16 protein-coding genes and 1 pseudogene are annotated in these 20754 nt (G+C 36.7%); 9 read left to right on the top strand and 8 right to left on the bottom strand.

Annotated elements, in window-relative coordinates; translation table 11 throughout:
• Positions 1-153 precede the first annotated feature (153 nt).
• From V7083_RS07040 to V7083_RS07030, 3 genes are all read right to left on the bottom strand, one after another.
• Positions 154-828, bottom strand: coding sequence for a uracil-DNA glycosylase (locus V7083_RS07040; RefSeq protein ID WP_335476671.1), 675 nt, complete (start codon positions 826-828; stop codon positions 154-156).
• A gap of 296 nt (positions 829-1124) precedes the next feature.
• On the bottom strand, positions 1125-1247 hold the full coding sequence (locus V7083_RS07035) for a hypothetical protein (RefSeq protein WP_335476670.1): 123 nt from the start codon (positions 1245-1247) through the stop codon (positions 1125-1127).
• 51 nt (positions 1248-1298) lie between these two features.
• Positions 1299-1865, bottom strand: a complete 567-nt coding sequence (locus tag V7083_RS07030) for a YitT family protein (protein ID WP_335476669.1) — start codon at positions 1863-1865, stop codon at positions 1299-1301.
• 390 nt (positions 1866-2255) lie between these two features.
• Here V7083_RS07030 and V7083_RS07025 point away from each other — a divergent pair, with 390 nt between their 5' ends.
• The 6 genes from V7083_RS07025 to V7083_RS07000 all read left to right on the top strand — a co-directional run bounded on the left by V7083_RS07025 (position 2256) and on the right by V7083_RS07000 (position 9416).
• Entirely contained in the window at positions 2256-2954 is a 699-nt protein-coding gene (locus V7083_RS07025; RefSeq protein ID WP_335476668.1) for a glycosyltransferase family 2 protein, read from the top strand.
• A gap of 28 nt (positions 2955-2982) precedes the next feature.
• A complete protein-coding gene (locus V7083_RS07020) occupies positions 2983-3363 on the top strand; it encodes a DUF2304 domain-containing protein (RefSeq protein WP_335476667.1) in 381 nt (126 codons plus the stop codon).
• Complete coding sequence (locus V7083_RS07015; protein ID WP_335476666.1) at positions 3360-3707, top strand: EamA family transporter; 348 nt, start codon at positions 3360-3362, stop codon at positions 3705-3707. Before V7083_RS07020 ends, V7083_RS07015 begins: the two co-directional genes overlap by 4 nt.
• 40 nt (positions 3708-3747) lie before the next feature.
• Complete coding sequence (locus tag V7083_RS07010; RefSeq protein WP_335476665.1) at positions 3748-5769, top strand: DUF2142 domain-containing protein; 2022 nt, start codon at positions 3748-3750, stop codon at positions 5767-5769.
• A 633-nt stretch (positions 5770-6402) separates the two neighbouring features.
• Complete coding sequence (locus tag V7083_RS07005; protein WP_335476664.1) at positions 6403-8478, top strand: sensor domain-containing protein; 2076 nt, start codon at positions 6403-6405, stop codon at positions 8476-8478.
• Positions 8479-8924: 446 nt separating this feature from the next.
• Positions 8925-9416: a sigma-70 family RNA polymerase sigma factor gene (locus V7083_RS07000; protein WP_335476663.1), complete on the top strand. Its 492-nt coding sequence runs from the start codon at positions 8925-8927 to the stop codon at positions 9414-9416.
• Between the two features lie 131 nt (positions 9417-9547).
• Here V7083_RS07000 and V7083_RS06995 read toward each other — a convergent pair whose 3' ends face one another.
• The 3 genes from V7083_RS06995 to V7083_RS06985 are packed head-to-tail and all read right to left on the bottom strand — an operon-like array spanning position 9548 to position 13127.
• The gene (locus tag V7083_RS06995; protein WP_335476662.1) at positions 9548-10993 is read right to left on the bottom strand and encodes a zinc ribbon domain-containing protein; all 1446 of its coding nucleotides are present in this window, start codon (positions 10991-10993) and stop codon (positions 9548-9550) included.
• A gap of 16 nt (positions 10994-11009) precedes the next feature.
• Positions 11010-12620 carry a hypothetical protein gene (locus V7083_RS06990; protein ID WP_335476661.1) on the bottom strand — a complete coding sequence of 537 codons (1611 nt, stop codon included), beginning with the start codon at positions 12618-12620 and terminating at the stop codon, positions 11010-11012.
• 6 nt (positions 12621-12626) lie between these two features.
• Positions 12627-13127, bottom strand: coding sequence for a zinc ribbon domain-containing protein (locus V7083_RS06985; RefSeq protein ID WP_335476660.1), 501 nt, complete (start codon positions 13125-13127; stop codon positions 12627-12629).
• Between the two features lie 278 nt (positions 13128-13405).
• Here V7083_RS06985 and V7083_RS06980 point away from each other — a divergent pair, with 278 nt between their 5' ends.
• On the top strand, positions 13406-13720 hold the full coding sequence (locus V7083_RS06980; protein ID WP_335476659.1) for a DUF2628 domain-containing protein: 315 nt from the start codon (positions 13406-13408) through the stop codon (positions 13718-13720).
• A gap of 156 nt (positions 13721-13876) precedes the next feature.
• Here V7083_RS06980 and manA read toward each other — a convergent pair whose 3' ends face one another.
• Positions 13877-14821, bottom strand: a complete 945-nt coding sequence (gene manA / locus V7083_RS06975) for a mannose-6-phosphate isomerase, class I (protein ID WP_335476658.1) — start codon at positions 14819-14821, stop codon at positions 13877-13879.
• A 251-nt stretch (positions 14822-15072) separates the two neighbouring features.
• Here manA and V7083_RS06970 point away from each other — a divergent pair, with 251 nt between their 5' ends.
• Together V7083_RS06970 and V7083_RS06965 are read left to right on the top strand one after the other, a co-directional pair.
• Positions 15073-17010: a BglG family transcription antiterminator gene (locus V7083_RS06970; protein ID WP_335476657.1), complete on the top strand. Its 1938-nt coding sequence runs from the start codon at positions 15073-15075 to the stop codon at positions 17008-17010.
• A 138-nt stretch (positions 17011-17148) separates the two neighbouring features.
• Positions 17149-19004: pseudogene (locus V7083_RS06965) on the top strand (fructose-specific PTS transporter subunit EIIC).
• A gap of 850 nt (positions 19005-19854) precedes the next feature.
• On the opposite strand, the gene V7083_RS06960 reads toward V7083_RS06965, so the two are convergent.
• Positions 19855-20754: acyltransferase family protein (locus tag V7083_RS06960; RefSeq protein ID WP_335476656.1), on the bottom strand; the 900-nt coding region annotated here is incomplete at its 5' end.

Raw genomic sequence — 20754 nt, 5'->3', positions numbered from 1 at the left:
TCCCACAGGACATTGATTTTCATCCTTGTATCCGCCCACGCACGAAGGAAATGCGATAGCATTTTCGAGGAGTCTTCGTGCCTTCCACTCCAATCAACATGGTTTAAAATCAACAGTATTCTTTAACATAGTCTAAAAAAAAACGAAGTTCCTCTATAAATCAGGAATCTGCCAATCAATTTCCTCCAACCCTATTTCCCGCAGAATCGCATTTGTTCTGGAAAACGGTCGGCTGCCAAAGAACCCTCTATTGGCAGAAAAAGGACTTGGGTGTGGAGATTTGATGATGTAATGATGCGGTGAGGTAATCAACTGTTCTTTTTGTTGAGCAAAATTCCCCCAAAGGATAAACACAACCGGTGTTTCCCGCTGATTTAAGGTTTCAATCACTTTGTCCGTAAACAGGTCCCACCCAAGGTCTTTATGAGAATTCGGTGTCCCTGCACGCACCGTTAATGTCGCATTCAACATCAGTACGCCTTGCTCGGCCCATTTTACAAGGTACCCATTATTCGGGATCGTGCATCCCAAATCCGCCTTCAGTTCTTTATAAATATTTTGCAATGATGGCGGAATACCCACGCCTGGTTTAACAGAAAAGCTTAATCCATGAGCCTGTCCCGGGCCATGATACGGATCTTGTCCGATAATGACCACCTTCGTCTGATGAAACGGAGTAAGATGCAAGGCATTAAATATATCGTATTGCTCCGGATAGATCACTCTCGTTTGATACTCTTCTTTTAAAATTCCCCTTAGCCGTTGATAATACGGCTTTTCAAACTCTCCTTCCAACAAAGGAGACCAGTCATTTTTTAAAATGGCCATTTCTATTTCACACTCGATTCCAAAGTTGTTAAACTACTATTATTATAATGAGTGGTGAACGGGGGTATCAATCATAAGATTTTCTTCGCTAATTCTTACTGGGATTACTAAGGTCAACAAAATTGATTTTATATGCAATAAAGCTAGTCGCAATATTATGTATCATTTGGTTCCAAATATAATGAAAATCTTTGCATGTAAAAAGCCATTATGGCAAATTGAGTTTTGAAAGACTAAAGACTTGTTACTAACCATGTCAGTGTCCTTCATCATGCCTATGAAAGACAAAATACTTGTTATATATCATGATAGTGTCCTTCATCAAGCTTATGAAGGACAGTTTTCATTTCTAATAGAGGCATGATGTCTTTCATCCCAGCTACAATACCAATATTAAAAATGAGGTACTTGTCTTTCATCCATTTAATGTCTACTGAGCCTTTAAGGGCTTTTGGACCTCACATGGCCTTCTATCTCCCCTCAATCATAGAGGTAGTCACCCCACCAACAACGATCACGACACAAGAATAAAAAATTCGATCCAAATTCAACACAGAAAGACCAGCTAATACAATCAACCCATCGATGAAGATAATAATCCATGCGATATTCAACGAGAGAGATTTTGAAATCATTTTAGCCAGCAGATCCGTCCCTCCTGAGCTTGTCTTATAATACAGCATGAGCCCGACACCTATCCCAATGACCATTCCCCCAATGATAGCACTGGTTAGCGGAGAAATAAGAAATTGGTAACGAAGAGGTGCGAGAACATCAATAAATATGGACGATAAAAACAAACCAAATAAACTACTTAAGAAATAGGTTCTTTCATTCTTTGAGGCTAATAAACAAATAGGCAGGCTCAGTCCCACCATTGCAAAACCCGTCGGAACATTCAAAAAGTAATGTAGGATCAAAGCCAGCCCCAAAATTCCGCCGTCAATAAAATGATGCGGGATCAAAAAACCATTAACCCCTATACCCAAAAGAAAACTACCAACTACCGTCGCCATTATTTGCTGATAAATACCCATCACCTATATCCAAGTTTTTTAGTTTATAATATGACAGCAACTTGGAATTAAGAATGGTTTTAAGTATGTGGATGTCCGCCCCCCTACCAACTTCTGATTATCCACCACAGACGGACAATTGTACACGGATGGTGCCTGTCACCCAAATGTTTTCACCCAAACCCAACCCATATCCACCCAATCTGCTTTGTTTCAAATATTCATATATTGATATCTTTTACTATTTCAAAAATGTGAACAATTTGTGAACTATATGTCGATAATTTGAAGAATAGTATCGTTATGTTATAATTTTAAAGTGTTTAATTATTATTTCCAAATTTTTACACAAAGTTTCATCTGCGGATTAAATAGAGATAGATTACTATTTTAAAAGGGAGTTATTTTGTCATGAAGGTTCTGGCCATTGTTCCTGCTTTTAATGAGGGCGCCAATATCCATCGTTTAGCTGAACTTTTCAGTAACATAAAGAACGTAGATGTAATTGTTATTAATGATTGCTCGACTGATAATACTTCAGAAATGTGTCGGGATTTCGGATTCAACGTCATAGATCTTCCCTCCAATCTAGGGATTGGCGGGGCTGTGCAAACAGGATATAAGTACGCTGAAAAGCATGGGTATGATATTGCGATTCAGGTAGATGGAGATGGACAGCATAATCCTTTGTATATTCAATCCCTAATTGATCCACTTATAAAAGGTGAAGCTGACCTTATCATTGGATCCCGGTACTTAGAGAAAGCGGGCTTTCAATCTTCGTTTATGAGAAGAATTGGCATCAACTATTTCAGCCGCTTAATTTATTTTTTACAAAAAAAGAAAATTACCGACCCTACTTCAGGATTTAGAGCTTGCAATCGCCGAGTCATCACGTTATTTAGTAACCGGTATCCATCGGACTATCCCGAACCTGAATCCATCGTTTATCTATTGCGGAATAATTATTCCATTAAAGAAGTTCCCGTCGTGATGAATGAACGCGAGGGCGGAGAGTCCAGTATTAACTTTATACGATCGATTTATTACATGATTAAAGTTTCCCTAGCCATCATTATTGATAATTTAAGAAAAATTGGGCTGACGTAGGCCACTAGAATCCTTTTAGGTGAGAATTATGATTACTACACAACTGCAAATCATTTTATTTATTGCTTCTATCATTACATTCATTATCATTGTTAATATGATTAGAAAGTATCGTCTAGAATTACGATATTCATTAATTTGGTTATTTTTTTGTGTTGTGAATATCTTGTTAGCATCATTTTCGAAAATTGCCGAATTTATTGCTTCCACACTTAGTATTGTGGAGCCTGTAAATGCCATTTTCCTGTTATCATTTGTTTTTCAATTCTTTCTTATTTTTAGTCTGACCTTAACCATATCCAAGTTATCAAATAAATTAACTCATGTGGTCCAGGAGGTTGGTATTTTAAAAAAGGAAATTGAAAAAATGCAGGCAAATGAAACTATGGACGGAAGGTTACATACATGAAATACATACTTATTTTAGCTAATATTCTTTGTTTGGTATTGGGCCAGACTTCTTGGAAGGTTGGACTTGAAAACTTGCATCTGCACGGAAATATCATTCAAAAGTTCTTCCAATTCTTTTTTTCGCCGTTTATTTTAGCAGGCTTTGTTCTTTATATCGCTGCAACAGGCATTTGGATGTATCTACTCTCTAAGCTGCCACTAAGCTTTCTGTATCCAATACAAAGTTTGGCCTATGTGTTTGCTATATTTATTGCCCTTTTTTTATTTAAAGAGAGTATTCCTGTTACAAGATGGGTTGGAACAGGTGTGATTCTATTTGGGGTCTATCTCATCACCCGTTAAATCATGGCAAAATCTCTAGTAAAGGAGCATTTCTACTAGCATGGCAGGTTACAAACAATGGATTCAGTCAGAAATCAAAGATTACTGGCTGCCATGGCTGATAATCACTATTGTTTTTTTCTTTTCTTCTTTATATATCTATGAAAATAGAGGTATTTTTATCCACGAACGTGAATCTGAGCACCTTGTAGTCAATCAACAAAGAAACGATATGACTCTTGGAGAATTAACTGGGAATATGAAGTTATCCCAGTCATTTCGTGTGGAAGAAAATACATTTTCACGGGTTCAATTACAGTTCGGAACCTACGGCAGGAAAAATCACGGAACTCTCCTTTTTATGTTAAAAGAACAAAAAAGCGGAAAAGTGATTTCCAGACAGAAGTTAAGTCTTTCCAAGCTTCCTGATGTCAAAAACTTTTATATAGACTTTCCACCGGTGCATCAAGCAAAAGGGAAAGGTTATATCGTAAGTCTTGAGGGGCATCACTTACAGAGCGGGAATACGGTTACCCTTTGGAGGAGTGCAAAAGACTCTTATAAGAATGGAAGTCTCACCATAAACGGGAAAAAGCAACCGGGGGATTTGTTTTTTAAAGTCCTGAAAGTAGAGAATAAGCCCCTACTTAGTAAAACAGCCTTTGTTTTAGTGGGGGTAGCATTACTTCTGCTCTTTTTAGGATCCGTTGTCCTAATCAGGAAATGTTCAGATCATTTACATAAGGTATTTCTGATTATTGCGATCCCGTTTGGTCTTATCATTACATTGATCATTCCTCCTTTCGATCAATTTGACGAAATTGAACATTACTTTCGTTCCTTTGAGGTGTCCGAAGGGAAATTTACCAATCAGACGGTTGATCAAAGACTAGGAAACTATATACCCATTAGCCTCGTTGATACGGTACAGGATGTCCGATTTATTCATCAGGATGGCTTTAAATATGAACTTGTGAGGCAGGAGTTTGCTAAAAAGCTGGACTCCGACCACAGGGTTTTCACGCGGAATTATGCCAGTTCCTACCCTCCATTAATTTATTTTCCCCAGGCATTGGGGATGATGTTGGGCAGGCTGATCTTCGATTCACCATTAGCGATGATGTATCTCGGTCGATTATTTAATTTAATCGCCTATATCTCAATTGTCTATATGGCTTTAAAAATAGTTCCGGTAAAACGAAAACTATTCTTTACTTTGGCGTTAATCCCGGCGCCACTGATCCTAGCAGCTTCCCTGTCTGCAGATGGAATAACCGATGCAACTGCTTTACTATTTGTTGCCTATATTCTTCACTTAGCCTATGGGAAGGTAAATCAAATAAACAGGAAGCATATAGCTACTGCCATTTTAATTGGGCTGTTTATAGCCTTATCAAAAATTGTATACATTCCGATACTCTTTTTATTTTTAATCATCCCTACTTCAAAGTTTTCGAGTAAAAAAGAGTATATAAAAAAATTCGCCTACTTGTTTATAGGCTGTATGATTCCATTTGTCATTTGGAATTTGATGAATTTGAAAAACATGTCTGTACCTGACCTAAGAATTAATCCTGGAGTTTCACCAGGTGATCAAGTAAAATTTGTCCTAACTCATCCGCTATATTACGTTAAGTACTTTATTGATACCTTATATAGTGAAGGGAATACGCTAGTCATTTCGATGCTGGGAAAAGCCACATCAAATTATCTATACCAGGCACCTTCTATTGTAATTTTCTCGTATCTCTTTATGCTCCTATTATTCGGAATCATAAAGGAAGAGACGGAGATTTCAATCCCAGTACGAAATATAGACCGCTTTATTTTTCTAGGTATTTTCTCAATAGTCTTTCTCCTAATCTATACGGCTCTTTATGTAGGCTTTAGTCCCGTGGGAGCACCTATAATAGGCGGGGTTCAAGGAAGATACATGATTCCAATTGCAGCACTCTTTTTCTTAAGTCTTTCTTATCCGAAGATTGTGAGTAAAGATGGAAAGCTGGGATTCCTGATTTACACTATTGTGCAGTGTTCAATGTTTACGTTGTTGCTTCATTATTTAGTTGATATTAATAGTTAACTCCCTGAAGGTTTGAGATTTCCTTTTAAAACTAGCACAATATTCCAGATTACCCTTTTAAGTGGGGGAAATCGGAATGATTGTGCTTTTTTACTTTATTTCAGCTTGTGATAAATTCTTGTTCGATTCATGTCATCAACTCTGGTTAAAATTCTTTATAAATCAAAAATAGTTTATGTATGACATGACATAATATAACATCCTCCATTACTCTCCTGCTATTGTCTTAATATCTTGTTTTTAATACAAAAAATAAAAAAGCCCTTGTTAGGCTTTTTGTTAAAAATGATTTTTCACTTTTCCGCATCTGATACACGTTCCAGAATAATAGTCATACTTATGGTATTTTCGAAAAAAACAAATAATAGATTTGATTTTCAATCGAGGTAACCCCCTCATTTTTCCACTTTTTACTTTATAATGATTATATTGTATCTTATAAAGAACAAATAGCGAAAGTTGTCGAATATTCCTAAAAAATTTTCGACAAATTCTACTATATTTCTATCTATCCAAAAATAGAATTATGTATGACAAAATATCAACATCCTCCATTTTTTACTAGTAAATTAGAAAATTTTACCCGATAATATGATTGGTCCTAATTGTAAAGGAAGGAATGAATATACAAAAATGTTTAATAGCCTCCAAGATCCGGCGCTATTGGAAGATATATATAAATCTCTTTTTGAACAGAATCCGGATCCATGTTTTGCTGTTGATTTGAACGGTCATTTTATACTTTTGAATGAAGCCGCCTTAGACGTAACTGGTTATTCGAGGAACGAACTTCTGCGGCAATCTTTTATCACGATTCTAAAAGAAGATTCTATAGGTACAGCTGAATCACCAATTATGGAATCTTTAAATGACAGGCAAAAAAGTTATCAGGTATCCATAAGACATAAAAATGGTCACTATATCGAAATAGAAATGATTACATTTCCTATTCATATTAGTAATGAAATAGTGGGCATTGCGGGATTTGCTAAACAGTTGACAGAGAAAAATAAAATCATGCATCATTCCGTATATAACCAAAGCAGCTTGCAAAATATCATTAATAGTATTGATGTATGTTTATGGTCAATAGATATTCAGAGCAAACAGATTTTGCAAATGTCTCAAGCTTGTGAAAAAATCTATGGTTATACGCCAAAGGACTATTTGGAGAACCCTTTTCTTTGGAAACAGAACATCCATCCTCACGATCAAGCATTGGTGGAGAAAATGGATCAACTTTTATTAGGTGGAGATTCAATCAAATTCGAATACCGAATTATTGATTCAAAGGGAGACATGAAATGGATTCACGAACTAACCATTCCTGTCATCAATGATTCTGGAGAAGTAGAGCGTGTGGATGGTGTCACTACTGATATCAGTCAACGAAAACGAGCTGAAGAGCAATTGCATTTTATGGCTTTTTACGATTCTTTAACCAAATTACCCAATAAGAGAATGCTGCAATCAAAACTGAAAGATGCCATAACGAAGGTCAAGAAGACGAAAAAGAAAATAGCTGTTTTGCATATTGATCTCGATCATTTTAAGCTGGTAAATGAAACACTTGGATTTAAAAATGGTGATGAACTTATTCAAACGATTGCAAAGAGGATCAGACGGGGATTGAGCCAAAGTGATTTTGTCTCCAGACATGGTGCAGACGAATTTAATGTCCTGCTTAAAAATATTACCGATCTCTCTCAAGTTGAAATCGTAGCAAAAAATCTTCTGCAAAACATTGCGAATCCCTTCTATATCCATGGCCGTGAATATCCCATTACAGCAAGCATAGGAATCAGCATTTATCCTGAACACTCAAGAAAACCGGATCATCTTTTAAAACAAGCGGCAACTGCCATGTATCAAGCGAAAAGAGAAGGAATTAATCATTATAAATTTTATCAAGAAGGTATGACCGAAAGTTTAACAAGGCTAGTGGACTTAGGCCATGGTCTTGTCAATGCCATCAATAAAAGTGAACTTCAACTGTACTATCAACCGATTATGAATACACAAAAAGGGAGGATCGCAGGATTTGAAGCGTTAATTCGCTGGTTCCATCCATCCATGGGTTTCATTTCACCTGCGGAGTTTATTCCGATTGCGGAACAAACTGGACAAATCATCCCCATCGGTGAATGGGTTCTGCGAACGGCATGCTTACACGGTAAACAAATTCATGAGAACGGCTACCCTGAAACGTATATTTCCGTCAACGTCTCTGCACCTCAGTTCGAATCTAATGATTTTATCACCAAATTGATCAAGATCCTGAAGGAAACAAACTTTGATCCCCATTGTTTAAAAATTGAAATTACCGAAAGTATCATGATGAAAAACATGGAGGCCATAGCTCAAAAACTATTAAAATTAGAAGAAATGGGAATCGAAGTTCTTCTCGATGATTTTGGAACGGGCTACTCATCCTTAAGTTATCTGAAAAGACTTCCTATTAAAGTCTTAAAAATAGATCAATCATTTGTCAAAGATATCTATACCAATTCTGACCAAGAAGCCATTGTGAGAACGATTGTAGCCATGGCAAACAGCCTAAGAATGGATGTGATTGCGGAGGGAGTAGAACAAAAAAATCAGAAGGAATTTTTACATAACCTGGGTTGTTTCCGCCAACAAGGATATCTGTATAGCAGACCTGTTCCTTTTGAGGACGTTTTAGAAATTATAGGACCTGTTACTACTTAATTATCAATATTCTATTGACCAGTAATAGAAATAAGAAAAACTCGGCTTATTGTCGAGTTTTTCTTATTTTTTTATAAACTAGTTAACTACAATATCCTCGGACCTATTGATGTTTCGCCAGAAATGCACCGGTGTCCCTTTCGTCCTATCCCACCTATGCTGGCAAACAGTTCGTCTTAATTCTAGTATTCCATATAGCCGAAGACAATTGATATCCCCCATTCATTTGAATAGAAGTATTATAAAATTTATCACTTTGATAGTAAAAGGGCAATTCGTGCATTTTTTGGCGAGAAAAATGATTTTTGTAGCCAAAAAACGTTATTTTTGCATTAAATAGCGGCAAAAAAGCGATTTAAGGAAATTCGCCTGAATCGTTCGTTCGCGATATGGTGGAGTCACCTAGGAATACATGGAAAAGCGCGCTTTCCTGAAGGGGAACACCTTTGGAAAGTTTTGAAAAGTTAGCAAAACAGTATGAACCTATGATTCATAAGATCATCAACACATTAAACATATTTAATCGTCGGGATGAATTCTATCAGCACGGGCTTGTGGCCTTATGGGAAGCGAGTAATTCGTTTAATTCCGAGAAAGGCAGCTTCACGAACTACGCCTATACTTTTATCCGAGGCCGGATGCTTACCGAGTTAAATAGCCTTTATAAGGATCTTGAACACACCGTATGTCCGAAAGAAGAGTATTGGGAAACCATTGAGGAAACCTGCCCCGTCTGCCCCTTTGAAAAAGAGATTCTATTAACCTATTGCGAAACCATGACACCGAAGCAAAGGCTGTGGGTACTGCAACGATTCATAAATGGTTACTCAGACAGAGAGATAGCGAAGATTGAGAACGTTTCGATCTCGGCTGTGAAGAACTGGCGAATGGGAGCAAAAGAGAAGGTTAGGGAATGGATGAAGTCCGAAGTGAATTGATTTTTAATAAAAAAATGGATTAGTATCATATAAGATTCAATTATTTTAAATGAGATGCAAAAAAGCCTAAAATCAACAAGTTTGTAAAAATACTTATTGATTTTAGGCTTAATTACCTGTTTATTTAAGAATTATTCATAATCAGTATCAGATTCAAGCGCAACTGACTTTACTGGTTTGGTATTTTCCAAAGAAAGTTCCCTTAGACCAAAATCAGTTGCTTCAAGATTATATGTTGATTCAAAAATTGTATTTTTGCCAGGAGCATCCTCATAATAAATATTGTATTCTTCTCTTGTTTTAACAGTAAATCCTTTTTCCGTTGTCGTTACATCGAGGATTTCGAGATTTAATAACTCCTCAGTGATTCCTTTTTCCTCTAAATGAGAAATGTATTTTTCTGTCGCGGAATAGCCTGATCCTTGTGGTGCAAGATAGGAAGAAACAAGACTGAAGTCTCTGTTATTAAATGCACGTACTGAAGCGGCAATAAACTCTTCCATGAAATTGTGCATTTGCTCATTCGGTGTCGAATCGGATCCGTACATAGCCAAGGCTTCCATATTACGTTCTTTTTGCTCAGCTCGTTGCTTTTCCTCGGCAAGTTCCTTAAATTCCAGATCTATTTCACCTTCATCTTCAATTTTAACAACATTACTTTTTATCAAACCACCATCACGATCGAGAACTGCATACATCTCCATCGTTCCATTCGTTGGGATAGGACCAAATTCTTTTTCCGTACCAGTTTTGAACCCCGTCTTTTTCCCATTTACATAAACATCTGCATGATCACCGTTTGAATAGATAGTAATAAATTTACCTTTAAGATAAATGGATACTCTTACTTTGTTATTACTAGCTTCTGAATAATCAACGTCTGTCTTTGAGTTTAAGGTTGTATATTCTCCCTTATATACGCTATTAAGTGTAAGATTCCCAGGTAATACCTTTCCTAGAGTGACAGCTTCATCAGCTTCTTTAATCATTTTTGTCTGCTTGTTAAATGTTACTTTTGTATGATCCAAATTACTACTTGCAGAAATAGTAAACGGATATGCCTTTACAAAATACTGATCATATAAAAAGAACTTTTTCGGACCTTTTACGAGCACCACTAGTTTATTTCCATAATCATCAGTAATGGGGTGGATCCGTTTATAATGCTTGGTACCTGCCGCATCCTGACGAAGTTGTTTTACGGTTGCTTTGAAATCATTCTTTTTTGTTAAATAGGATACAAAACCTTTTAGCTCCGAATCCGTTAAACTGGTTTCCGTCCCACCCTGTTCCAAAATTTTGTGCAATGAAGCATAATCTTTGTCTTTCACTGCATCTTCAAATCGCAGCACTGCTTTTTCAGGCTTATACTGATTGGATAGGTAAAGATGTGCAGAAAACAGACCAACTACTACTACCAATATAGAAATAATTCCCCATTTTACCGGTGCTGAAAGAGTCACTGTTTTTTTCCCAACCGCTCTTGTCTGGGGCTCAATATCATTTTTTGTACCACAATGCTTACAAAATGCTTGTTGCGGAGTAAGCGGTTGTCCGCAATTTCGACAAACTGACATTTTATTTTCTACTCCTTCAACCTTTTTCTGTAAATTTATGAATCCACGTACCTAAGTAGGCAAATACAAATGAAAATAGCAAACTCTTCATAAAAGTACCTGCCGCTCCAAAACCGAGGTTCATTTCCATGTTCGTTGATTCCCCCATAGCATGTGAGGAAACAACAAATCCGATGTCTGTAAAAGCAGCCAATATCATCATAATGATAGAATAGACAACACTGAATACAATTAAGTTTTTCCCTATTTGATCACGCTTGGCGATTTTAAATCCTGCCCAAAGGAATAACGCAATAGGAATAATGAGTGCAATTTTTAGATATAAATCAAAGTCTGCTGAAGAAATCAAACTATCAAATGCAAGAATATCTGAATCATCTTTTGCCTCGCCAGTTGCAATCAAGCCTGAGAATACTCCATATGCTAGGGAACCTTTTTCACCTTCCTCATTCACCAATAAAGTAAGCGGTGAAAAGTGAAGTAGATTCCAGAAGAAGCTTCCCAACTGTACGGATAAAGATGCAATCAGAGCATAGCTTTTATCCAGTAGTTGCTCTATCGGCGTGCCATTTAACCAGTCTCCTAATCCTTCCTTAAAATCTGCTAATTTACTTGAAAGATAAATAAATAGGCCAACTGTGAAAACAAAGATTGCTCTAAATGGAATAACAATTGCCTGATGGATCGCTTCTCCGGAAGGAAGCCATTCTGCCAAATGCCCGGTTGCCTTTCGAAAATTAATAGAAAATAGACTTCCAATAAAGCTAAAGAAAAAGCCGAACAATAAGGTCATGAATAGGGTCTTAAAAAAGGAATAATCATTATCCATTGAAAAAGATACTTTGCTAATGTTTATATCATAAGAAAATCCAGCAAATAATGAGAAGATAGACATAACAACTGCATATATAACACCGATGCCAAGCGCATTAGAAAGATGGCTGTTTATTCCAGAATTTTTATTTTTGCGACCTGCATAAATCCCCGCACCAAATAGACCAAGGAACGGTATGAGTAAATAAATAATAAACCCATTTTTAGCTTCCACCTCTGCCGTCACTTTTCCAAATATATTACCTTTTAGGGTTATGACAGGGTTTTGCAGATTAGACATCATGACTATATCAGAAAAACCATAGATTTTATTAAGGTCTGGCAAGTCTGAGTCAGTGTATCCTTCAATCTCTTCAATCATGCTGTTAACATCAAACTCACTAAGACTATTACTTACAAGGCTATCGTAAAGCTTTTCAGATTGTTTCATAACAGAAAAGCTTAATAGAAATACTACTAAAATCGCTAGAAGACCCGGCAGTAACATTTTCTTAAAGAATTCAATATTAATAGCAGGCAGATTCACTGCACCAACCTTTGTCACTGCACCAAATTCCTTTGGTAGACTTTGCTTCCCTTCGGAGCTTTTTAGGGTTATGTACTGGGAGGTATTGTTTCCACATTCTATACAGTAGTTATAACTTCCCTCTGTTTTGGAACCACAACTTGAGCAAAAGCTTACTTTATGGTCTTTCATACGAAATTTTACGTTAGTATTTGTTAAAAAGGTCCCATCATTAGCACAATAACTGGCTGATGGAAGATTCTCTGCGCCACAACTTTTACAATACATTTCGACCTATACCCCCTGCAAGACAAGACGACTTCCGCAGCAGGCACAGAAATTAGCATCAGCTGGTATTTGTTCCTCACATGTCGGACAAGTCACCATATTTACTTGATTGGTTAATTCTGAGTAGGTTTCCTGCTTTTGTCCGCAAGAACCGCAGAATTTATCATCGGGAGTTATTGAATTTCCGCAATTAGAACATGTCCCTTCTTTTGATGCTTGATTAAGCTGCTCTAACGTTTTTTGAGAGGTAAAAATCTTGCGGTCTACCTCAGCAATCCCTTGGGAATATTCACCAAGAGTTTGATCCTGCAACTCACCAGAACGAATTTTTCTATATGTATCTTCACCCAGCTTCAGCAATAAATTGGCTCTTGCTTCAGAAAGGTCATTAAGCACTTTTTTGTATTGGCTGATTTCTTGTGCTGTCTGAAGCTTTTGTTTCCCTTGCTGCAGGGAATCTTGGAGTATATTAAGACCGCCTCCAAGTTTTGATTGTAAATCACTCATGTTGTTTCCCCCTAAAATGTAACTATTTTACTAAAACAAATTTACCATAAAAATTAAATAAATCGAGAAAAAAGTTCAAAAATCTACAAAATTTTCAAGCCACTGGAATCCCTAATATGTTTGATACTTTTTTATTTGTGAATTTAAATAATAAATTGCCACACAGTCATCCTCTATTAAGTTCATATCAGGAATCTATGGATTTTGTAAAAATATCTACCCTTTTTTCATATTTTGGTATAGTATTATAATTCAGTTTAAAAAAGGAGGTTATCGATATGAAAGCTATACTAAAAAACTCTGGGGGAGTTACAAAGCAAGTTAAGGTAGGATTTAGCTGGACTACATTCTTCTTTGGCTTTTTACCGGCATTGTTCCGAGGAGACTTAAAATGGGCTGTTATCATGCTGATCATCGAGGCAGTACTTGGGTCATTTACTCTTGGAATCGGTTCATTTGTAACAGGGATCGTATTTTCCTTTGTTTACAATAAAATATACATAAAAGAGCTAATTGAAAAGGGCTACCATCCCGCTAATGACGCATCAAGAGCCTTATTAGAAAGTAATCAGATCATTTCTAATGTTGCTTAATTGATAATTAAGGGCTGTCTAAAGTAACCATTTAGTCAGTCCTTTTTTATAGGATGATGTTTAACCTACCGTTGATTTGGCTGACCAAACCGAAAAAAGCGTAAAAATCCCATTAAAGGATCTTTACGCTTTTTTGTTATATTAAAATAATGTTATTTACGTATGTGAAACCATTAATTCAAGATCTCCATCTAATACAAATTCTCCAAAACCAACAGGAAGAATGAGATGTGCACCTTTCATTAACTCATATTTTTCCCCATTGTGAAGCAAACTGCCATCCCCATTAATAACACTTAAAAGCAGATATTGATTGTTTGACGCAAAGGTTGTTTCACCATTAATTTCCCACTTATAAACAGTAAAAAATTCTGATTCCACAAATGTTGTGATTCTAGCATTTTCTCGCTCTTCTACCTTTGGCACACTAGTGGCAGCTTGATGTGGAACAGTCGTTACCTCAATCGCCTTTTCCAAATGTAATTCCCGAAGGTTCCCATCTGCATCTTTTCGGTCGTAATCATAAACACGATAAGTAGTATCCGAACTCTGCTGGGTTTCCAACACTAGCGTACCTTCACATAAGGCATGGATCGTTCCGCTTGGAACATAGAAAAAGTCCCCCGGCTTGATCTTCACGCGACGGAGCAGCTCATTCCAATTGCCGTCATTGATTTGTTGAATTAATCCCTCTTTTGTTTTGGCAGTATGGCCAAAAATCATGTCGGCATCTTCTTTACAATCAATGATATACCAGCATTCGGTTTTGCCTAACTCACCATTTTCATTCACCTTTGCATACGTATCATCAGGGTGAACTTGGACTGATAAATCCATATTGGCATCCAAAATTTTTGTTAATAACGGAAACTCTTCTTCCTTTGGGTTTCCGAACAATTCAGGGTGTTCACGCCAAAGTGTATCTAAACTTATTCCAGCAAATTCCCCATTCTCAATAACAGAGGAGCCGTTAGGATGAGCTGAGATTGCCCAGCATTCCCCGGTCTCTTCTGAAGGAATATCATAGCCAAACTCTTTATGTAAAGTGGTTCCTCCCCAAATTCGCTCCTTAAAAACTGGCTTTAAAAATAATGGTTGCAAAGCTTATCCCTCCATTTTTTTTTGCTGCATTACACTCTTCCAAAATTCACCGAATTAATATATCAAAATAATAAATAACAACCTACTATTTCTTACAAAAGAATATCATTCACTAGAATACTGCTATTCCAAATAATATGCAAAATAATTTTTGTTTAAAAAATATATAATGACACCATCCTGAAAATGTGCTAACATTCGACATGATTTTCATAGTAGGGTATAAAAGCACTAAAGCGAGGTGAAATTCATTGAACGAACGTCAAAAGAATCTGTTACGAATTTTACTTGAATCAGGAACGGAATATTTATCTTCTCAGAAAATCGCGGATCAATTAGAGTGTTCTGAGAAGACAATTCGGAATGATTCAAAAGTTCTAGATGAATGGTTAAGCAGGCATTCTAATGGTATCCTTTCCAGGAAGCCTAATATTGGTTTTCGTCTGGAGGTTACAGAGTCAGAGAGAAATCATCTCTTACAATTACTTTATGGCGGCAGCATCGAAAGCCATGAGGTTGAAGATTCAGAAAGACTGACTCGAATCCTTGAATTATTGTTAATCGAAAAGAAACCCATTACCATTCAAAAATTATCTGAATGGTTTTATGTTAATAAAGCCATTGTAAAAAAAGACTTGGATAAGGTTGAAAGTTACTTAAACAATGTCGGATTAAACTTGGTTACCAAAAGAAAATTAGGAATTGAAGTAGCAGGCCCGGAACAAAGTTGGAGGCTGGCCATATCGAAAATTCCTGCTTACACAGAGAGTTCTTCAACCCATAAAATGGATTATTGGAAACGCTTATTTAAGCAGCACGAAATAGAAATGGTCCAGCATTCGCTTGAAGAGATAAACCAACCCTTAGACAATCCTTATACAGACGAAACATTAGAGAGTTTACTGTGCCACATCCTCATTTCAGTCAAGCGCTTAAAATTAGGGAATGCCATCCCCCTTCATGAAACCGAAATGGAAAGAATTCAAGAAAGAAATGAGTATCGCTTAGCGGAGAAAACTCTTAAAAAGCTAGAATCTAGTTTTGCGGTTCGATTTCCAGCCAGTGAAATAGCCTATATAGCCATGCATTTTATGGGTGGGAAAGTTCAGCATGCCAGAGTGGGCGAATTTCCAATTGACGAGGAAGTCCATAAACTGGTCCTAATGCTCATATACCGTGTTTCCAGCAGAACACAGATTGATTTTACCAAAGATGCCGACTTACTATTGGGCTTAAATCTTCACCTCCAATCCACCCTTAACCGATTAAAACAAAAGTTTACCGTTTCTAATCCGATATTGGACCAAATTAAGCGGATGTACCCATATATATTTGACACGATTATCAGTGAAATCGTCCATTTAAATACCGAGCTGAACCTGAAAATCCCAGAAGAAGAAGCCGCATACTTGACTCTTCACTTTCAGGCATCCTTGGAACGAATGCAGAAAAAAGACGGTAGTAATAAAAGAGTGATCATTGTTTGTCCCATGGGAATAGGAGCTTCTGTCCTGCTTCGGACGAAACTGGAAAGAAAATTTCGCTCCCTGGACATCATTGATACAGTATCCATCAGTCAAATTAATCAGTATTCATCAAATGAGATTGATTTTATAGTCGCAACAGTCCCCATCCCTAAAACGCATGTCCCAGTCATTGAAGTGACACCGCTTTTATCACCTGATGAGGAGCAAAAACTACAACGTTTTATTGATGGACTCCAGATAACATCCAGTATGCCTTTGCATGAAGCGGACAAATTCCCTTCTCTCCGCGATATGGTGAAGGAAGAACTAATACTTATAGATCTTGATTTTAATCACCCATATGAAGTAATTGAAGTTCTTGCTTTGAAATTAGTCGCTCATGGGTATGTATGTGAGGAGTATATTGAATCGGCGATCATTCGCGAGCAGCATTCCTCCACCAATATCGGAGGCGGCATTGCCATACCGCACGGGGATCCCATTTATATAAAAAAATCAACGATTGCTGTAGGAATTTTAAAGAAACCGCTGTTATGGGGGAAAGAATACGTTTCTCTCGTCCTAGCATTAGCAACCAAGCAGGAGGAGCACTCAAAAACAAGAGAATTATTTAACGAAATTGGTCAATTATGCGATCAGCCTGTTCTCCTGAATACCTTGGTCAAACAGAAATCTCCTAGTGAGTTTATAAATAGCCTGTAATCGAGCCGTCAAAATGATGGCTTTTTTATTAAAGTCCATTTTTCCGCAATATGTGGTAAACATTCATCCTTTATGGAATCGATTTCAGATGTATAAATAAGACATAGGAACTATAACTTTAATAGGGGTTGAAAAAATATGAAGCTATTAGCGATTACCTCTTGCCCGAACGGTATTGCCCATACTTACATGGCGGCAGAAAATCTGCAAAAAGCAGCCGAAAAGCTCGGACATCAAATGAAAGTCGAAACCCAAGGCTCTATTGGTGTTGAAAATGAATTAACTGTAAAAGAAATTCAAGAAGCAGATGCGATTATTATTGCGGCAGACAAGTCCGTCGATCAGTCACGTTTTGTTGGTAAGAAACTTCTGGTAACTGGAGTTCAGGACGGAATTCGAAAACCTGAGGAACTCATCACAAATGTATTGGCAACTGATTTCCCCGTTTACAAAGAGGACTTAAAATCAGTGGATCAAATCAAAAAAGAAATGAAAGATAAGCAAAATCCGATTTATCGCCACTTAATGAACGGGGTATCTTTCATGATTCCTTTCGTTGTTGTTGGTGGTATTTTAATCGCCTTAGCTTTAGGTATTGGCGGACATCCGACAGCGAAAGGGATGGTTGTTGATCCCGATTCCATTTGGAATTCAGTCCTAAATGTAGGGGCAGCCTCTTTCGGATTTATGGTACCAATTTTAGCTGGATTTATCGCCATGAGTATTGCTGACCGCCCTGGTCTTGTACCTGGTATGGTTGGTGGTTATATCGCAGCTCATGGTGAGTTCTACTCCAGTGATGCAGGCGCAGGGTTCCTCGGTGGAATTATTGCAGGTTTTATCGCCGGTTATGTAGCCAAATGGATTAAGAGCTGGAAAGTGCCGAAAATGGTACAGCCAATTATGCCAATTTTGATTATCCCAATTTTAGCAAGTGCAGTCGTCTCAGCTATCTTTATATTTATTCTAGGAAAACCAGTAGCAGCCGTATTCTCAGGCTTAACTCATTTCTTAAATGGGATGCAAGGAACAAGTTCTATCGTATTAGCGTTGATTTTAGGGGCGATGATTGCCTTTGATATGGGCGGTCCTGTTAATAAGGTTGCATTTTTATTCGGTTCTGCTATGATTGCGGAAGGAAACTATACCATCATGGGACCTATTGCCGCAGCAATCTGTATCCCTCCAATTGGAATGGGACTAGCAACTTTAATCAATAAAAAGAAATACGAAGATGCTGAACAAGAAGCAGGAAAAGCAGCCTTCTTCATGGGCTTATTCGGAATCACAGAAGGTGCTATACCTTTTGCCGCAAAAGACCCGCTGCGCGTTATTCCAAGTATCATGGTCGGATCTATGGTGGGTGCCGTAATCGCCATGCTTGGCCACGTCGGAGACCATGTTCCACACGGTGGACTAATCGTAGCAGTATTGGGAGCTATCGATAATGTCGTAATGTTCTTAATCGCCATCGTCGTAGGGGTCGTTGTAACGGCATTTATGGTAAATGCATTGAAAAAGAATGTGGAGTGATTGAAATGAAACTAACAGATTTGATCAGCTTAGAGCTTATTGACACAGACATACAAGGAACCTCGAAAGAATCTGTTATTGATGAAATGATAGAAACATTGGATCGCGTTGGAGCCATCAACTCCAAACGCAAATTTAAAAAAGCGATTATTACCCGTGAAAAAGAAAGTACAACGGGGATTGGTTTTAACATCGCCATTCCTCATGGTAAATCAAAAGCAGTAGTGAAACCATCCGTTGTATTTGGTCTTAGCAAGAATGGAGTAGACTGGGAATCTTATGATGGTACACCCGCAAAACTTATCTTTATGATTGCTGTGCCAGAAGAAGCTGCGGGAAATGAACATCTTAAAATTCTACAGATGCTGTCACGTAAGCTAATGAATGAGGAATATAGAGAGCAATTGCTTGGGATTCAGACGAAAGAACAAGCGTTGGAGCTATTAGGACAAATTGAATAGTATTTAGGAGGGCCGAGTGCCCTCTTTTTTATTGACTGAATTACAACAAAATAATTTATAATCCTTTACTTTCAGTTAAAACCCCATAATCACGAAACCAAAGTCTCCCAACTAACGGAAACTCCCAATGTCAGTCAACTCACTTCCAACACCTCATCTTTCATCATTCTACACATTGTCGATTCAATCAAACTATTAATTAATAGTCACTCTAATCAACAGCATTATTAGATTTCTCATGTATAAAAATAATGTCGTTATAGGAAGGTTCATTTTTTATGTGACCTAACCGCTTAAAAGTGACTCAAATTAAATTTATCAAAATTAAATACAATTTTAATCAAACATGTGATTAAATTTATCTTATGTCATTAATACTCAATATTTATTAGTACCCAATCCTAAAAAAATGTCGTAAAGTGCCTTATTTTATTTTAATCTTATCATTGATTAAGAAAGTGATTACATTTATAGTTATTACTAAACATGAAAATGAATAACAAATATGGACAAATCTATTCTAATAGTTGCGGGGTGAATTCAGTATATGGATGAACAGGGTAATCTATTTGCAGGATTACTTTGGGGAACATCAATTAGTATTCCATTGTGGCTGGCGATTTTTGGTTGGATTAAATTGGTTATATATCTCTTGAGCTAAAAAAGCGTAAAAATCTATTAATAGATCTTTACGCTTTTTCTAGTATCTATTATCGTTTGATAGATACTCCTTTTTTCAAAATTTTAATGGATGGATAGCAAATTATTAAATAACACCTACAATATACATTGGATAAGCAATCACTATACTATTGAAATAAATCCACCATTTTTGTACCACATATTCTCTTTATGCTGATTTTATTTTTTGCATTCTACTATTATTCCTTTTTGGATGTAAAATGGTATTAAGGAATTTTAGTAATGGTTTTTCTATTACTGTATGAAAGACACAACCAACGATAATTGTAATAACAATCATTACTGAGGCTCCGAGAACTGAACCCATCGTGGAATATAAATTTGCTGACAAAAATATTTTGTTAACAACTGATAGCATTGGATAATGTATTAAATAAATTGAGTACGAAGCATCCCCGAAGTATACTAAAAGTTTAGGCGGTTTAGAAGATTTTTCGATTTCATAGGATACCAAACCATAAATAATTAAGACAAATGGCAAACCGTATTCAATCACTCGATGAAAGTCAATAAAATTATTGTTTTTATTTATCCATGAAATAAATACTCCTAAAACCCCTAGGGTTAGGAAAAATAGCCCGTTTTTTGTATAATTTTTCAATATAATATAAGCAATAAACACGCCACTAAAAAATTCCAAGATAAATGGATTAAATAAAAAATTAATCCAGTAATTATTTGATGTCCCATAAATGATTTGTATACAAAAATGCACTACAGTTATACCTATCCATGAAAACATAATAGGAAAGGCTATTTTTCGGTCCAAAAAAATCAATAAACAGAACATACAGTAAAAAAGAATTTCATAACTTAAAGACCATGCAACGTTTAAAGGTAAATTTCCCTCAGGCTGTGGAATAAGGAAAAAAGATTCAATTAAATTATATGGGTCTAATACTTGTTGGGATCCAAATGAAGGGATGATGAAATACACAGGTACAAGACAAACAAGAACCACCCAATAAATTGGATACACTCTAATAACTCTTTTTTTAATGAACAATTTTACTCTGGCTGATTCTCCTATATCCTTTTTATGGACATA

This window comes from Bacillus sp. JJ1764 (assembly GCF_036962145.1).
In the GTDB taxonomy this organism is placed as follows: Bacteria; Bacillota; Bacilli; order Bacillales; family Cytobacillaceae; genus Neobacillus.
This window is presented reverse-complemented; position numbering and strand designations above follow the sequence as displayed.

Bases quoted from the DNA above. Each gene is read 5' to 3' on its own strand.
- V7083_RS07040 (WP_335476671.1), bottom strand. From the start codon at position 828: ATGGCCATTTTAAAAAATGACTGGTCTCCTTTGTTGGAAGGAGAGTTT.
- V7083_RS07035 (WP_335476670.1), bottom strand. From the start codon at position 1,247: ATGAAAGACAAGTACCTCATTTTTAATATTGGTATTGTAGCTGGGATG.
- V7083_RS07030 (WP_335476669.1), bottom strand. From the start codon at position 1,865: ATGGGTATTTATCAGCAAATAATGGCGACGGTAGTTGGTAGTTTTCTT.
- V7083_RS07025 (WP_335476668.1), top strand. From the start codon at position 2,256: ATGAAGGTTCTGGCCATTGTTCCTGCTTTTAATGAGGGCGCCAATATC.
- V7083_RS07020 (WP_335476667.1), top strand. From the start codon at position 2,983: ATGATTACTACACAACTGCAAATCATTTTATTTATTGCTTCTATCATT.
- V7083_RS07015 (WP_335476666.1), top strand. From the start codon at position 3,360: ATGAAATACATACTTATTTTAGCTAATATTCTTTGTTTGGTATTGGGC.
- V7083_RS07010 (WP_335476665.1), top strand. From the start codon at position 3,748: ATGGCAGGTTACAAACAATGGATTCAGTCAGAAATCAAAGATTACTGG.
- V7083_RS07005 (WP_335476664.1), top strand. From the start codon at position 6,403: ATGTTTAATAGCCTCCAAGATCCGGCGCTATTGGAAGATATATATAAA.
- V7083_RS06995 (WP_335476662.1), bottom strand. From the start codon at position 10,993: ATGTCAGTTTGTCGAAATTGCGGACAACCGCTTACTCCGCAACAAGCA.
- V7083_RS06990 (WP_335476661.1), bottom strand. From the start codon at position 12,620: ATGTATTGTAAAAGTTGTGGCGCAGAGAATCTTCCATCAGCCAGTTAT.
- V7083_RS06985 (WP_335476660.1), bottom strand. From the start codon at position 13,127: ATGAGTGATTTACAATCAAAACTTGGAGGCGGTCTTAATATACTCCAA.
- V7083_RS06980 (WP_335476659.1), top strand. From the start codon at position 13,406: ATGAAAGCTATACTAAAAAACTCTGGGGGAGTTACAAAGCAAGTTAAG.